The 13,895-nt window shown below is 66.1% G+C and carries 16 protein-coding genes; 10 read left to right on the forward strand and 6 right to left on the reverse strand.

What is annotated here, in order from left to right:
* The first annotated feature begins 169 nt into the window (after nt 1-169).
* The 3 genes from gmd (at nt 170) to Aple_RS15400 (ending at nt 2,718) form a co-directional block, all read left to right on the forward strand.
* Entirely contained in the window at nt 170-1,174 is a 1,005-nt protein-coding gene (gmd, locus tag Aple_RS15390; RefSeq protein ID WP_425544264.1) for a GDP-mannose 4,6-dehydratase, read from the forward strand.
* Nucleotides 1,175-1,255: 81 nt separating this feature from the next.
* Nucleotides 1,256-1,813: an RNA polymerase sigma factor gene (locus Aple_RS15395; protein ID WP_155345266.1), complete on the forward strand. Its 558-nt coding sequence runs from the start codon at nt 1,256-1,258 to the stop codon at nt 1,811-1,813.
* On the forward strand, nt 1,810-2,718 hold the full coding sequence (locus Aple_RS15400) for a hypothetical protein (RefSeq protein ID WP_155345267.1): 909 nt from the start codon (nt 1,810-1,812) through the stop codon (nt 2,716-2,718). Before Aple_RS15395 ends, Aple_RS15400 begins: the two co-directional genes overlap by 4 nt.
* Here Aple_RS15400 and Aple_RS15405 read toward each other — a convergent pair.
* On the reverse strand, nt 2,715-3,917 hold the full coding sequence (locus Aple_RS15405; protein ID WP_155345268.1) for a cytochrome P450: 1,203 nt from the start codon (nt 3,915-3,917) through the stop codon (nt 2,715-2,717). The genes Aple_RS15400 and Aple_RS15405 overlap by 4 nt on opposite strands.
* A 204-nt stretch (nt 3,918-4,121) precedes the next feature.
* Between Aple_RS15405 and Aple_RS15410 the strand changes: the two genes are divergently transcribed.
* The 7 genes from Aple_RS15410 to Aple_RS15440 all read left to right on the forward strand — a co-directional run bounded on the left by Aple_RS15410 (nt 4,122) and on the right by Aple_RS15440 (nt 10,715).
* Complete coding sequence (locus tag Aple_RS15410; RefSeq protein WP_155345269.1) at nt 4,122-4,973, forward strand: fumarylacetoacetate hydrolase family protein; 852 nt, start codon at nt 4,122-4,124, stop codon at nt 4,971-4,973.
* Nucleotides 4,970-6,280 carry an L-fuconate dehydratase gene (locus Aple_RS15415; protein WP_246264487.1) on the forward strand — a complete coding sequence of 437 codons (1,311 nt, stop codon included), beginning with the start codon at nt 4,970-4,972 and terminating at the stop codon, nt 6,278-6,280. The genes Aple_RS15410 and Aple_RS15415 overlap by 4 nt, the downstream gene beginning before the upstream one ends.
* Nucleotides 6,277-7,023 (forward strand): SDR family NAD(P)-dependent oxidoreductase, encoded by a 747-nt coding sequence (locus Aple_RS15420; RefSeq protein ID WP_155345270.1) that lies wholly within the window; start codon nt 6,277-6,279, stop codon nt 7,021-7,023. Before Aple_RS15415 ends, Aple_RS15420 begins: the two co-directional genes overlap by 4 nt.
* 3 nt (nt 7,024-7,026) lie before the next feature.
* On the forward strand, nt 7,027-7,332 hold the full coding sequence (locus tag Aple_RS15425; protein WP_155345271.1) for an L-rhamnose mutarotase: 306 nt from the start codon (nt 7,027-7,029) through the stop codon (nt 7,330-7,332).
* Between the two features lie 67 nt (nt 7,333-7,399).
* On the forward strand, nt 7,400-8,317 hold the full coding sequence (locus Aple_RS15430; RefSeq protein WP_246264489.1) for an aldo/keto reductase: 918 nt from the start codon (nt 7,400-7,402) through the stop codon (nt 8,315-8,317).
* Nucleotides 8,310-9,146, forward strand: coding sequence for an amidohydrolase family protein (locus Aple_RS15435; RefSeq protein WP_155345273.1), 837 nt, complete (start codon nt 8,310-8,312; stop codon nt 9,144-9,146). Before Aple_RS15430 ends, Aple_RS15435 begins: the two co-directional genes overlap by 8 nt.
* A 432-nt stretch (nt 9,147-9,578) precedes the next feature.
* Nucleotides 9,579-10,715 carry a C40 family peptidase gene (locus tag Aple_RS15440; protein ID WP_155345274.1) on the forward strand — a complete coding sequence of 379 codons (1,137 nt, stop codon included), beginning with the start codon at nt 9,579-9,581 and terminating at the stop codon, nt 10,713-10,715.
* A gap of 177 nt (nt 10,716-10,892) precedes the next feature.
* On the opposite strand, the gene Aple_RS15445 is transcribed toward Aple_RS15440, so the two are convergent.
* The 5 genes from Aple_RS15445 to Aple_RS15465 all read right to left on the reverse strand — a co-directional run.
* Entirely contained in the window at nt 10,893-11,099 is a 207-nt protein-coding gene (locus Aple_RS15445; RefSeq protein ID WP_155345275.1) for a hypothetical protein, read from the reverse strand.
* Nucleotides 11,100-11,209: 110 nt separating this feature from the next.
* Nucleotides 11,210-12,310, reverse strand: coding sequence for a PI-PLC domain-containing protein (locus tag Aple_RS15450; protein ID WP_218038337.1), 1,101 nt, complete (start codon nt 12,308-12,310; stop codon nt 11,210-11,212).
* 118 nt (nt 12,311-12,428) lie between these two features.
* Nucleotides 12,429-12,653, reverse strand: a complete 225-nt coding sequence (locus Aple_RS15455) for a hypothetical protein (protein WP_155345276.1) — start codon at nt 12,651-12,653, stop codon at nt 12,429-12,431.
* Between the two features lie 9 nt (nt 12,654-12,662).
* Nucleotides 12,663-12,821 (reverse strand): hypothetical protein, encoded by a 159-nt coding sequence (locus Aple_RS15460; RefSeq protein WP_155345277.1) that lies wholly within the window; start codon nt 12,819-12,821, stop codon nt 12,663-12,665.
* Between the two features lie 490 nt (nt 12,822-13,311).
* The coding region (locus Aple_RS15465) for an HNH endonuclease signature motif containing protein (RefSeq protein ID WP_218038338.1) at nt 13,312-13,895 on the reverse strand (584 nt) is incomplete at its 5' end.

Here is a 13,895-nt window from a genome sequence, read left to right on the forward strand (position 1 = left end):
CTAGGTAAGGAGACCTTGTCTCTTTCGTCGTCCCTCGCTGTCACATTTGTGCTGTCACCTTGGAAAGCAGCCTAGCCGAACATGGTTCGGTGGAACACGTTCTACCCCGGGATGGCGCTCGGATAGGGGCAGGGCGGTACATTCGGTACAACATCAGCAGAGGGAGGGCGTGTTGGCCAAGCGTGCGCTGATCACGGGAATTACCGGTCAGGACGGGTCCTACCTCGCCGAATACCTGCTGTCGGAGGGATACGAGGTCTGGGGTCTCGTCCGTGGCCAGGCCAACCCGCGCGTCTCTCGCCTGCGCCGCCGGCTCGGCGACGTCCAGGTCGTCCGCGGTGACCTGCTCGACCAGGGTTCGCTCATCTCCGCCGTCGAACGCGTGCGGCCTGACGAGGTCTACAACCTGGGCGCGATCTCGTTCGTCCCCATGTCCTGGGAACAGGCCGAACTGACCGCCGAGGTCACCGGCATGGGCGTGCTTCGCATGCTGGAGGCGATCCGCGTCATCAGCGGAGCTTCGTCCATCCGCTTCTACCAGGCCTCCTCTTCCGAGATGTTCGGGCAGGTACGAGAGACCCCGCAGACCGAGCGGACTCCGTTCCACCCGCGCTCGCCCTATGGCGTGGCCAAGGCATATGGCCACTTCCTCACCCAGAACTACCGCGAGTCGTACGGCATGTTCGCCGTGTCCGGCATCCTGTTCAACCACGAATCTCCCCGCCGGGGCGCGGAATTTGTGACCCGCAAGGTCTCGCTGGGGGTGGCCCGTATCAAGCTCGGCCTGGCCGGCGAGCTCCGGCTGGGCAATCTGGAAGCCCGCCGCGACTGGGGTTACGCGGGCGATTACGTGCGGGCCATGCACATGATGCTCACCGCCGACAGGCCCGAGGACTATGTCATCGGCACCGGCCGGACCCACTCCGTGCGCGAGCTCATCGAAGCGGCCTTCACGGCGGCCGGTCTCACCTGGCAGGACTACGTCATCGCCGACCAGTCGCTGCATCGGCCCGCCGAGGTCGATCTGCTGTGCGCCGACCCCAAGAAGGCCCGCACTCAGCTCGGGTGGGAGCCGACCGTGTCCTTCGAGGAACTCGTCGCGATGATGGTCGAAGCCGATCTCCGCCTGCTCTCCGATGGCGGTGATCCCGACCAGGACAGTTCCTGGCCGTAGAAATTTCCTCGGTTGGGGGAAACAGGGCGCGATTCTCCGACACGTACGGAGAGAAGGAGTCCCCCAACGAGAGGGAGCGGCGTGGGTTCCCCTGACCTCAAGCAGCGCTTCGAGGAGATCTACACCGCGCACTATCCGGACATTCTTGCCTATCTCCGGCGGCGTACCAGCTCTCCGGACGACGCGGCCGACGCGTTGGCGGAGACCTTCGCCACCGCCTGGCGCCGGGTGGCGGACATTCCGGGCGGGGCGCGAGCCCGCCTGTGGTTGTACGGCGTCGCCCGGCGTGTCCTGGCCAACGGCAGGCGCGCCGAATCCCGCCGCAGCGAGCTTGTCGAACGGCTCAGCGCGCAGCTCGCCCTCTGGGGTGACGCGGTAGATCAATCCGGCGTGGACGACCTCGACAGCGTGCGCGCGGCCTTCAAACGGCTCAATCCCGACGATCGGGAGGTGCTCTCCCTGGCCACCTGGGAGGAGCTGGGCTCCCAGGAGATCGCGACGGTGCTCGGCTGTTCACGGGGCGCGGCCCGGCTGCGGCTGCACCGCGCCCGGAAACGCCTGGCTGTCGAGTTACGCGCCGCCGGTCTCTCCCAGTATGGCCCGCGCGCGATCGCACTCACGAAAGGTAAGAGCGGATGAACGACGCCGACCGCACCGTCCACCGGTTGGTCGCCGCCATCGCCCCCGATCCCGGTCCTGGCCTGACGCCGCTCGCCCGGGAGCTGTTCGAGGAGATCACCGCGGAGCCGATACCGGCGAGGGCCCGGTGGTCCTTGGCGACCCTGTGGCCGCGCCGGTGGTTCGCCGTGCCGGTCGTCGCCGTGCTGGCCGTGGGGACGGTCGTGCTGGGCTGGGTCTTCCCGGCCGTCCTCGGCGTCGGCCCGACCCCGGCCTCGGCTCTGGACATCAGGCCCGCGGGAAATTTCTACATCGTCACGGTGCGGGACATCTTCGCGGATCCGGACGTGTACCGGTCCGAGCTTGCCTCGCGTGGCCTGGACATCACGCTCATTCTCCTGCCCGCCGCCCCGGAGGATGTGGACGCCGTCATCGTCGCCAACGACGACCCGCGCCGCAAGGGGAAGTTCTCCTTTTCTGACGGCGGCATCGGGACCGTCGAGAAACCCGGCTTCTGCGGACGCTGGGCCGGCTGTCCGATCGGCCTGAAGATTCCTGTCGGGTATCCGTACAAGACGAGGATCCTGCTAGGCCGGGAAGCCCGTCGCGGGGAGCGGATACAGATGGTGCAAAGCGACGTCAGGCCACTTGAAGTGGCCGGCGAGCCCTTCTACTGCCTCGACTACTACAACAAGCCCGTCTCGGAGATCCGGAACATGCTCCTGGTGCAAGGTGTGACGATTGAGCCGGAGTTCGTCTACACCTTCAAGGAGAAGGCCATGGACATCCGCCCATCGGCCCCCGATGACTGGTATGTCCACAATGGCGCCATAACCCGAGGGGGGAGACCGTACCTCTTCGTTGGCGCGACGCCGTATGCGATACCTCCCGGACGCAGGATTATCGATGGCTGCCCCGCCGGTTAGAGGGTGACCGGCAGGGTCTTGATGCCGTTGATGAAGTAGCTGCGCAGGCGGGTGGCTTCGCCGGACTGCTGGATCTTCGGGGCGCGGTCGGCGAGGATCTCGAAGAGCACGCGGAGTTCCATCTTGGCCAGATGGTTGCCCAGGCAGAAGTGCGCGCCGCCGCCCCCGAAGCCGATCTGCGGGTTGGGGTCCCGGGTGATGTCGAACGTCTCCGGGTTGGCGAAGATCTCGGGGTCCCGGTTGGCGGCCGAGTAGAAGACGACGACCTTGTCGTTCTCGGCGATCTGCTGGCCGCGCAGTTCCATGTCGGTGGTGGCCGTACGGCGGAAGAGGTTGACGGGGGAGACCCAGCGCACGATCTCGTCGGAGGCCGGGCGGGCCAGCGCCGGGTCTTTGAGGAGTTTGCGCCATTCGTCCGGGTGCTCGAAGAAGGTGAGCATGCCGCCGGAGGCCGCGTTGCGGGTCGTCTCGTTGCCCGCCACGACAAGCAGGAGGACGAAAAGGTCGAACTCGTCCACGGCCAGGGTCTCGCCGCTGTCGTCGGGCTGGAGGAGTTTGGTGACGATGTCGTCCTGGGGCTGATCGCGCCGCGCGGCGGCGAGTTCGTTGGCGTACGAGTAGACCTCGAGAGCGGCGGCGGTGCCCTCTTCCGGGCTGTCGGCGTAGTCGGGGTCCTCGGAACCGATCATCCGGTTGGACCATTCGAAGATCTTGTCGCGGTCCTCGACGGGCGCGCCCAGCAGCTCGCAGATCACGTAGAGCGGCAGCGGTGCCGAGATGTCGCGGACGAAGTCGACATCGGATCTGCCCTCGGCCTCGTCCAGCAGCTGGTGGCAGATCTCCCGGATGCGCTCCTCGAGCTTGGCGATGGCGCGCGGGGTGAAACCGCGGTTGACCAGGGAGCGGCGGCGGGTGTGCTCCGGCGGGTCCTGGTTGAGCATCATCATCCGCTGGAGTTCCAGCGTCTCGTCCGGGGTCTCGTTAAACAGCGCGAGCCGCCGGGCTGAGGAGAACAGGTTGCTGTTGCGGGATACGTGCACGACGTCGGCGTGTTTGGTGAGGGCCCAGAAACCGGGCCAGCCGCGTACGGGGTCGCCCTCGTGCCAGTAGACCGGGGCGTTCTCCCGTAACCAGCGCATCTGGTCGTGGGGGACGCCGTCGCTGGCGTACTGATCCTGATTGACGAGGTCGATGTGCATGCGAATCACCCGAGTTTGCCGAAGAGGACCAGCGCTTGGTTTCTGTTTACTGAAACGTGTTCTATTACGAGCTGTGGGGAACGTCAAGGCAGGCCAGCATACGCCCAAAAGATCATCGGATGTCTTATCTTGGGACCGTATTGACACATCCGACCGTCGCCCGGCAGTCTTTCTCATGAAAACATCGGATGTATAGGGGACGTCGTGAGACTGCTTCGAGTAGGTGACAGGGGCGGGGAGAAACCCGCCGTGCTGGCGGACGACGGACGCCTGCTCGACCTGGGGGGTCTCCTTGAGGGAAGGGATCTCGACGGGTCCTTCTTCGCTTCCGATGGGATCAGCCGAATTCGGACGGCGGTGGCCGAAGGTGCCCTTCCTGAGCTTGACGGGGATGGTCTGCGGATCGGAGCGCCGATCGCCCGGCCGGGAAAGGTCGTGTGTATCGGCCTCAACTATCGGGACCACGCCGAGGAATCCGGTGCCCAGCCGCCCGCCGAGCCTGTCGTCTTCATGAAGGCCAGCAACACAGTCGTCGGACCTTTTGACGAGGTTCTGATCCCCAGGGCCAGCACGAAGACCGACTGGGAGGCGGAACTGGCCGTCATCATCGGCCGGACCGCCCGATATCTGGAGTCGCACGAGGCCGCGCTGGACTGCATTGTCGGATACGCGATCTCCAACGACGTCTCCGAGCGCGAGTTCCAGCTCGAGCGCGGTGGCCAGTGGGACAAGGGCAAGTCCTGCGAGACGTTCAACCCGCTCGGGCCCTGGCTGGTCACGGCTGACGAGATCTCCGACCCGCAGCGGCTCGGGCTGCGGCTGTGGGTGAACGGGCAGCCCCGGCAGGACGGCGACACCAAGAACATGATCTTCGAGGTGGTCGAGATCGTGCGGTATCTGAGCTGGTTCATGGTGCTCGACCCCGGTGACGTGATCAACACCGGCACCCCGGCGGGTGTGGGGCTCGGCGGATATCCGTACCTGCGTGAGGGCGATGTCATGGAGTTGGAGATCGACGGACTCGGGCGGCAGCGGCAGACGGTGGGTCAGGCGTGATCCAGCCCGCACCACTTCTGCCGTCCACTCTGACCATCCAGACCTTCGCGACACACGACATCAGGTTTCCCACCTCGCTGGAGCTCGACGGCTCCGATGCGATGAACCCCGACCCGGACTACTCGGCCGCGTACGTGATCCTCGGTGATGGCGAGTACGAAGGTCATGGGTTCGCCTTCACCATCGGGCGGGGCAACGACATCCAGACCGCCGCGATCCGGGCGCTAGAGCCGTACGTGCTGGGGCGGGACGTCAGCAACCTTGGCGCGATATATCGGGAAATGGCGCACGACTCGCAGTTGCGGTGGCTCGGTCCGGAGAAGGGCGTCATGCATATGGCGATCTCCGCGGTCGTCAACGCGCTCTGGGACCTGCGGGCGAAGCGGGAGGGCAAGCCCCTCTGGCGGCTGCTGTCCGAAATGTCGCCCGAGGAGATCGTCGATCTCGTCGACTTCCGGTATCTCACTGACGAGCTCACGCCGGAGGAGGCCCTGGAGATCCTGCGCCGGGCCGAACCCGGGCGGCAGGAGCGGATCGCGCAGGCGCTGGAGCGCGGGTATCCGGCATATACGACGTCTCCCGGCTGGCTTGGGTATGACGACGAGAAGTTGCGGCGGCTCTGCTCGCAGGCCATCCAGGACGGGTTCTCGCAGATCAAGCTGAAAGTCGGCGCGGATCTGGACGACGACATCCGGCGCATGCGGATCGCCAGGGAGGTCTGCGGCGACGGATTCCCGATCGCCATCGACGCCAACCAGCGGTGGGACACCGCGACGGCGGTGCGGTGGGTGGACGCGCTCGCGCCGTACCAGCCGTGGTGGGTGGAGGAGCCGACAAGTCCGGACGATGTGCTCGGGCACGCCACGATCGCGCGGGCCATCGCCCCGATTCCGGTCGCCACCGGCGAGCACGTGCAGAACCGGGTGGTCTTCAAGCAGCTGCTCCAAGCGCGCGCGATCTCCTACCTGCAGCTGGACGCGGCCCGGGTGGCCGGGGTCAACGAGAACATCGCGATCCTGCTGCTGGCCGCTAAATTCGGCATTCCGGTCTGCCCGCACGCCGGCGGCGTCGGCCTCTGCGAGCTCGTGCAGCACCTGTCGTTCTTCGACTTCGTCGCGGTGAGCGGGTCCATGCAGGACCGGGTCATCGAATACGTCGACCACCTGCACGAGCACTTCGCCGACCCGGTGGTCATCGACCACGGCAGATACCGGGCTCCCACGGGGCCCGGATTCAGCGCCACGATGCATCCGGAGTCGATCGCGGCCTATTCCTATCCGGACGGGCCGGTTTGGAGGTCCCCATGAGTGAGTTCGACGGCCTCAAGGCGCTGGTCACCGGCGGCGGATCCGGCATCGGCCTGGCCACCGCGACCCTGCTCGCCGCCCGCGGCGCCCGGGTCGCCTGCCTGGACGTCAACCCGCCCGGCGACCCGTTCTTCGGGGTCAAAGCCGACGTCACCGACGATTTTTCGGTCCGTACGGCTGTCGCCGCAGCCGCGGAGCAGTTCGGCGGCCTGGACATCGTTGTCAACAACGCCGGAATCGGGGCGGCCGGCACGATCGCCGACAATCCCGATGACGAGTGGCTGCGTGTCCTGGATGTCAACGTTGTCGGGATGGTGCGGGTGGCTCGGGCGGCGTTGCCGTACCTGCGGGAGTCGGCGCACGCGGCGATCGTCAACACCTGCTCGATCGCGGCCACGGCCGGGCTGCCGCAGCGGGCGCTCTACAGCGCCACCAAGGGGGCGGTGCTCTCGCTCACGCTGGCGATGGCCGCCGACCACGTCCGCGAAGGCATCCGCGTCAACTGCGTCAACCCGGGCACAGCGGACACGCCCTGGGTCGGCCGCCTGCTCGACGCCGCCGTCGATCCGGACGCCGAGCGGGCCGCGCTCAACGCCCGCCAGCCGCTGGGCCGCCTGGTCAGCGCAGACGAGGTCGCCCACGCCATCGCCTACCTGGCCAGCCCTCTCGCCTCCGCGACCACGGGAACCGCCCTGGCTGTGGACGGGGGTATGCAGGGCCTCCGGCTCCGGCCGAAGGAGTGAAAGATGCAGAGAATCGCGTTGCGTACGCGGCTCAAGCCTGGCTGCGAGGAGATCTACGACCGGGAGCACGCGAGCATTCCGCCCGAGCTTGAGGCCGAGCTGCGTGCCTTCGGCGTACATTCCTGGCGGATCTGGCGGAGCGGGCGGGAGATCTTCCACTACGTGGAGGTGGACGATTACGCCATACTCCAGGCGAAGCTCCGCGACAGCACGGTCAATCAGGCGTGGCAGGCCCAGATGAACCGGCTCCTGGACGGCGACTTCGACCCTGACGACGGCGGCCTCCGCAAGGTCTGGGAGATGTCATGACCTCCTCGAGCACCCCCGGGATCCGGCCATCATCGTGATAGGGGTTCGACGTGAGTAGGTGCTTGACGTGACGCGGTACGGCTTGGGCTGCGCGCCGATCGGGAACTTGTTCACCGCGCTGACCGACGAGACGGCGCGCGCCGCGGTGGACGCCGCGTGGGAGACCGGGATCCGGCTCTACGACACCGCGCCCCACTACGGCCTCGGCCTGTCGGAGCGCCGTATCGGCGAGGCACTCCGGCATCGCCCGCGCTCCGAGTTCACGCTGTCCACGAAGGTGGGCCGCCTGCTGGTGCCTGCGGACGGGACCGGGCGCGATGACCAGGGATTCGACATTCCCGCCACCCACACCCGCGTGTGGGATTTCTCCGCTGACGGGGTCCGGCGATCGCTGACCGAGTCGCTCGAACGGCTCGGCCTGGATTCGATCGACGTCGCGCTCATCCACGATCCCGATCACCACTGGAAGGAAGCCATCGGGGAGGCCTTCCCGGCGCTGGCCGAACTCCGCGCGCAAGGCGTGATCAAATCCGTCGGAGTCGGGATGAACCAGTGGCCGATGCTCGCCGACTTCGTCCGGGAAACCGACGTGGACACGATCATGCTGGCCGGGCGCTACACCTTGCTCGACCAGTCGGCGGCGGCCGAATTGCTGCCGCTCTGCCTGGAGCGCGGTGTTTCGGTCGTGGCCGCGGGCGTGTTCAACAGCGGCATACTCGCCACGCACGACCTGAAGGGGACCTACAACTACGTCCCCGCGTCCCCCGAACTGCTCGACCGGGTCCGCCGCCTCGCGCACATCTGCGAGGAACACGGCGTCACGCTGCCTCAGGCGGCGCTGGCGTTTCCCCTTCGGCATCCGGCGATCTCCTCGGTCGTCATGGGCATGCGGTCAGCGGATGAGGTACGGCAGAACATGGCCTTGGCGGCTTCGTCCATTCCTGAGGCTCTCTGGGATGACTTGGCGGAGGTTGAACATGATTGACAGTCATCACCATCTTTGGGATCCGTCCCGCCGGACATATGAATGGATGGCGGGTGAAGCGCTGGCGCCGTTGCGCCGTCCGTACGGGTTGGACGACTTGCGCCGAGAGACGTCGGCAGCCGGAATAACCGGAACCATCCTGGTCCAGACGGTCAGCGACATCTCCGAGACCGAGGAGTTCCTCGCCCTCGCCGCCGCCTCCGACGGCCTCATCCGCGGCGTCGTCGGCTGGGTCGACCTCACCGCGCCCGACGTCTCCGACCAAATCGCCCGCCTCCGCACCCTCCCCGGCGGCGACCTCCTCGTCGGCATCCGCCACCAGATCCAGGACGAACCCGACCCCAACTGGTTCGCCCGCCCCGACGTCCGCCGCGGCCTCCTCGCGGTAGCCGCCGCCGACCTCGTCTACGACCTCCTCGTCCTCACCTCCCAACTCCCGATCGCCCACGAGGTCGCCGCCACCCTCCCCGACCTCCGCTTCGTCCTGGACCACGCCGCCAAACCCCCCATCGCCACCGGCGAACTAACCCCCTGGTCGGACTCAATAGCCACCCTGGCCAAACTCCCCCACATCACCTGCAAACTCTCCGGCCTGGTAACCGAAGCCTCCTGGACAAACTGGAAACCCACGGACCTAACCCCCTACACCGACCACATCCTCAATTCCTTCGGCCCTTCCCGCATCATGTTCGGCTCCGACTGGCCCGTCTGCGAACTAGCCGCCACCTACTCCCAAGTCGCCACCCTCGCCCAATCCCTCCCCTCCACCACCCACAACGAGATCTTCAAATCCACCGCCGAATCCGTCTACGGCCTTCAGTCGATGTAACCACCCCGCCGAAACAACACATCACACCCTGTGGATAAGCGCCGCACGCTTGCGGCTGATGATGCGCCACACCCCTATGGATAGACGCGCACGTTGGTAGTGCTTTGGACGCCCTCGCGGTGTGGGATGCGCCAGGGCCGCGTTGGGTTAGCACATCAAATCAACTCTTGTCATGACGAGGAAGCCTGCGGACTTCGAAGCGCCAGCGGCTGGCGTCGTAAATACGCAAGATGATGCGTCACGCGCCTGTGGATAAGTCGTCCGGCGCTCTGGATCTTATTAAGACCCGCTGAACTGGCCACCTCGTCATCATCGGGCAATTGACCGAATCCTCCTTCTGGCGTTATCCACAGAATCCCGCTCGGTCAATTGTGCCGTGCCCTGCTCGCTCCACCATTGGGCTCGATTTCCCTTCGAGCCTAGGAGGAGCCCGTGCTACCAGCGCTGCTCGCCGCATCCGCAATCACCGGCGTCGCCTTCGCCGGACCCGTATTGGCCGACATTCCCCGACGCCCCTGTGCCGCCGACCGGCCTTACCCCGATCGATCCTGGGTCGCACCAAACGTATTCACGAACGATCGCGACCGCATCGAAGATCTGTCCACCTGGGAAGAACACTGGGAAGACTGGGTAGCACGACAGGAATATCTGTGGAGCAAATTCATTGCCCGCGTCCTACCCCACACCGATGATCGAGATACTCCCACTCCACCACCCCTGCCGACCCGCCGGCACTCATGCCCACCTCCCAACGAAACCCTGCCACCAAACCACTTCCAACCCCCACTCCGCCCCACGAGGGATTCCACACTCAGCGGAAAACCGATAACGGGTTGGAATCCCACGCCCAGCGAGACACCAATAACCAACCGGAATCCCAAGGTAAGTTGGAATCCCAAGCCAAACGAAGGCCCCAAGCCAAGCGAATGGCCCAAGGCAAGCGAAGAGCCCAAGACCGGCGGAAATCCGGGAACCGATGAAAAGCCCGGGGTCAGCAAGAATCCCGGAACTCTCGGAAAGCCCGGAACCATCGAAAATCCGGGGACCAATGAAAAGTCCGGGACCGCCAAAGAATTCGAACCCGGACCGAACAGCCCAAAGCCTGACGCCAAGCCCAAACCCGCGGACAGCCAGAAGCCTGGTGAGATCGCTGTAGCGGCGGTCAAGAGCTGGCTGGGCACGCCCTATACCTGGGGCGGCGGGAACAACAAAGGCCCCAGCCGGGGAATCGGCAGAGGAGTCGCCCGAGTCGGTTTCGACTGCTCAGGGTTGGTGATGGCCGCCTGGGCCAAAGCCGGAGCGGACCTGGCCCACTACACCGGCACCCAGATCCGCCAGGGCCATCCCGTCGCCATCAAAGACCTCCGCCCAGGCGACCTCATGTTCTTCGGCGGCACCCCCACGCACCCCACCCACGTCGGCATGTACATCGGCAAAGGCACGATGATCCACGCCCCCAAAACCGGCGACGTAGTCCGCAAAGTAAACGTCCTCACCTCAAAGCACTACATGTCCACCTTCCAAGGCGCCACCCGCCCCACACCCAAAGCACCCCCACCCAAGAACTAAGCACGGACACCAACAACGGAAATCCTCGGCCCCGATTCCCTCACGTCATGGCGGCGCTGGACTAATCTGATCCGGTCACCCCGACCGGATCAGATGGAACCCGCGTCATAGCCATGGACAATCCACGGACAGATCGACCACGATGCCGATAACCGCTTCCTCGGGAAGTTGCGCAGATTAGATCAGGCGTTCGTTGTACTCTGCCTCGACGAGGCGCTCGAAAGCCATTCGAACGTCGCCCGGAGACGGCTGTTCAATGGCATAACCAAGCTTCGCGTATTCGACGATCCGTTGGGTGTCACGGACGAGCATGTTGACGACCCGCTCCCAGTTTCCGATACTCGCTACGTACTCTTCGAGCGCTATCGGCAACGAGGCGCACATAACCCGTACCTCGGGCCAAAGCTTCCTGCAGGTGGCAAAGGTACGCCTCGCTTGGGCTTGGAAAGCCCGCGGTCCACAATGGTGATGACCCGGCTGAGCTTCCAGTCCCGCTACCGGAAGAGTCGGTCGCTGGGAGTCGCCATACGGTGGGTGGAGCTGTGCTGGCTCACCCAGGTACGGATGGCGGCGATGGATTGGGCGCACTCCCAACCGTCGTTGTATTCCGTCACCTGGTTCTTGGCCCAGCCTGCGATGATGCCGTCAACCCGGGCCTCACCGAGGAGCTTGCCGACGTACCAGGTGTCGTTGTAATCGATCGTCCATGAGAAGGTCGCGGCAAACGCGCCGGCGTCGCGAGCTTGGGCGGCCTTCTTCAGTTCGGCACAGGTGTACCAGCTGGCCTCGGTGCAGTTGCCGAATCCGCTGCGGATGTCGGAGTCGCCGTAGTCCATCAACCGGTGGCCGTTCGGCAGCCCCGACCCGTGCGTGGCGTAGGTGTTCTGTACCGACGACAGTGAGCCGGTCGTGGTGATTCCCTCCAGCGGGCCGAGTCGACCCTGGAGACTCCTCCAGCCTCGCCCGCCGACATCGGGGTCGCTGCCAGCGTGGTATTCGTAAAAGCCGTAGAGGACCTGAATGCCGGCGGCGACAAGTCTCTGTGCCTTGTCGCGTAGGCCGGCCACGCTGCATGTACGGTTCTGCTGCTCGCCGCAGTAGTTAGGGTCCTTGATGTCGAGCCAGATCAGTGACAGTCGCCGACCGGCCCAAGCCTCGGAAACGATCTTATCGAAGATGCTGTCGATGCTAGGGCCGAGGCGGTTGTTCCCGGCGGTGGAGCAGTCGTGCCAGGCCCGCCACTCGTTCGGGTTCCACCAGGCGCACACATCGATCTCGATGGCGTTGGCGCCGTGCTTGATGGCAGCACTCACCCCGTCGAGGGTGTTAACGCGGTGGGCGATGGCGTAGATCGGCCGCTGCCCGGCGGCCGACGCCGTCGGGACGCCGACGAAGCACGCTGCGGCGAATGCACACAGCGCGACGACAAACCCTGCCGCTCGGCGGGACGGACGGGACCGGCGCCGCCCAATAGCGCGCTCACCACGGGCGCAGGCCGCCGCGGAGTTGGACACGGAGATGGGCACGGCGGCTGCGGCGGCTTCGGTGAGGGCGACACCGGCAACGGCAGGGACAGCCATATGATGCTTCTTCATGCCTACCTTCCTGGTACGCGAGGGTGCACCGTGGAGTAGCCAATCGCAGATCGCCGACATCGGTCAATAATTGTTAGGAAACTTTATTGTTTGATTCGGACGATGGCGAAGCGCCCTCTCAGATCGTGAGACCGAGGGCGATCAACGGGTTGTGGAAGTCGTCGCGGGCCCAGCGGGTTCCTTGCGCGATGTTGGTGATGTCGAGGAGGCGTAACGCGCCGATCGCGTAACTGCGCATGGTGGTCGATATGGATGGCGCGAAGGCGGTGCGAACCCGGCAGCGGTCTTCTCCGAAGGTCGCATTCCGGACATGGTGATCTTTGTTCTTGATCTGGGCGATCACGATGGCGTCCTAGGTGAGCTGGGCGCCGAGCCGGTGCTGGATGGGCTTGCCAGCGGTGGCGGTGCCATGCGGGGTCGTGCCGTCGACGGTTATGAGGATCGGTTCGTCGGGGTCGTCGTAGAGGTCGGGGATCTGGGCGGCTCGGTGGGCTGCGTGGGCGGCGTTCACGTGTGCGGGGTGAGCTGGGAGAGCGTGTGGCACCTCGTGTAGGGGTGTGGTGCGGGGGGTCCGGTCCGTCGATCATGCCGGGTTCTGATCCGCTCTAGGACCGGCTGTGGGGCGCTGTTGATCCAGTGCCGGATCGCCGCCTAGGACACGGCGCCGGACACGAGCGCTGCCTGGGCCAGCGCGAACATCACGGTCAGGGGTGTCGCCGACCGCGCCGATTCCGGGGCTGGGGGATCTGTGCCCGCACACGGCGTTGATCGGCCATGTCCACGCTCGCCGCGTCGGGGGTCAGGTGTTCACGCCGGCCAGCGTTGTCGGCGGGGGTCACGATGGCGGACAGGGCATGCGGTGTGGCAGCCCGCAGGACAACGAGGCTCCGTTGGCGGCACGCGGAGTCGGCACGGAGAGCCAGCGCTGAGAGCCGACCAAGCGGGGAGCGGCCCGGACGGTTCTCGGCCCGGGGTGGGTGGCGCACTCGTTCCGGTCCGGTTCAGCGTCGGAGTCGTCCGGCGTAGCGGCCTCTTTTGCTGAGGTGGAGGAGGGTCCAGGTGCCGTCGTGGTTGCGGCGGGTGCGGTAGCGGTCGGGGTGGGCTGCTTTGTCGCGGTTGTGCCATGCGCAGGCGGGGGCGAGCTGGTCCAGGTCGGTGGTGCCGCCGTCGACCCAGCCCTTGACGTGGTCGATTTCGCACATGTCGGCGGGGATGGGGCAGTCGTCGCGGTAGCAGGTGGTGTAGCGGGCCAGGATGGCCTGCCGCTGCGCCGGGGTGGCCAGGCGAACGGCCCGGCCCATGTCCAGAACCCGGCCCTTGGCGTCGACGACCATGCGGACCAGTCGTGAGGTGCGGGCGAGCCGGTGGACGTCGGAGATCGGCAGTAGCTGCCCGGTGGCGATCAGCAGCCCGGGCGCCAGCCGGTCCGGCGCGTGCCCACAGGTCCGGCACGCGTCCCCCACCGGCCCTTCACCCGCACCCGAGCCTGCGCTCCCCGCACCCGCCCCGGCCGAACTCGTGCCTGTGCTGCTGGCATCCGCCCCGGTCAAACCCGTGCCCGCGCTGCCGGTACCCGCCCCAACCG

This window comes from Acrocarpospora pleiomorpha (assembly GCF_009687885.1).
Classification (GTDB): Bacteria; Actinomycetota; Actinomycetes; order Streptosporangiales; family Streptosporangiaceae; genus Acrocarpospora; species Acrocarpospora pleiomorpha.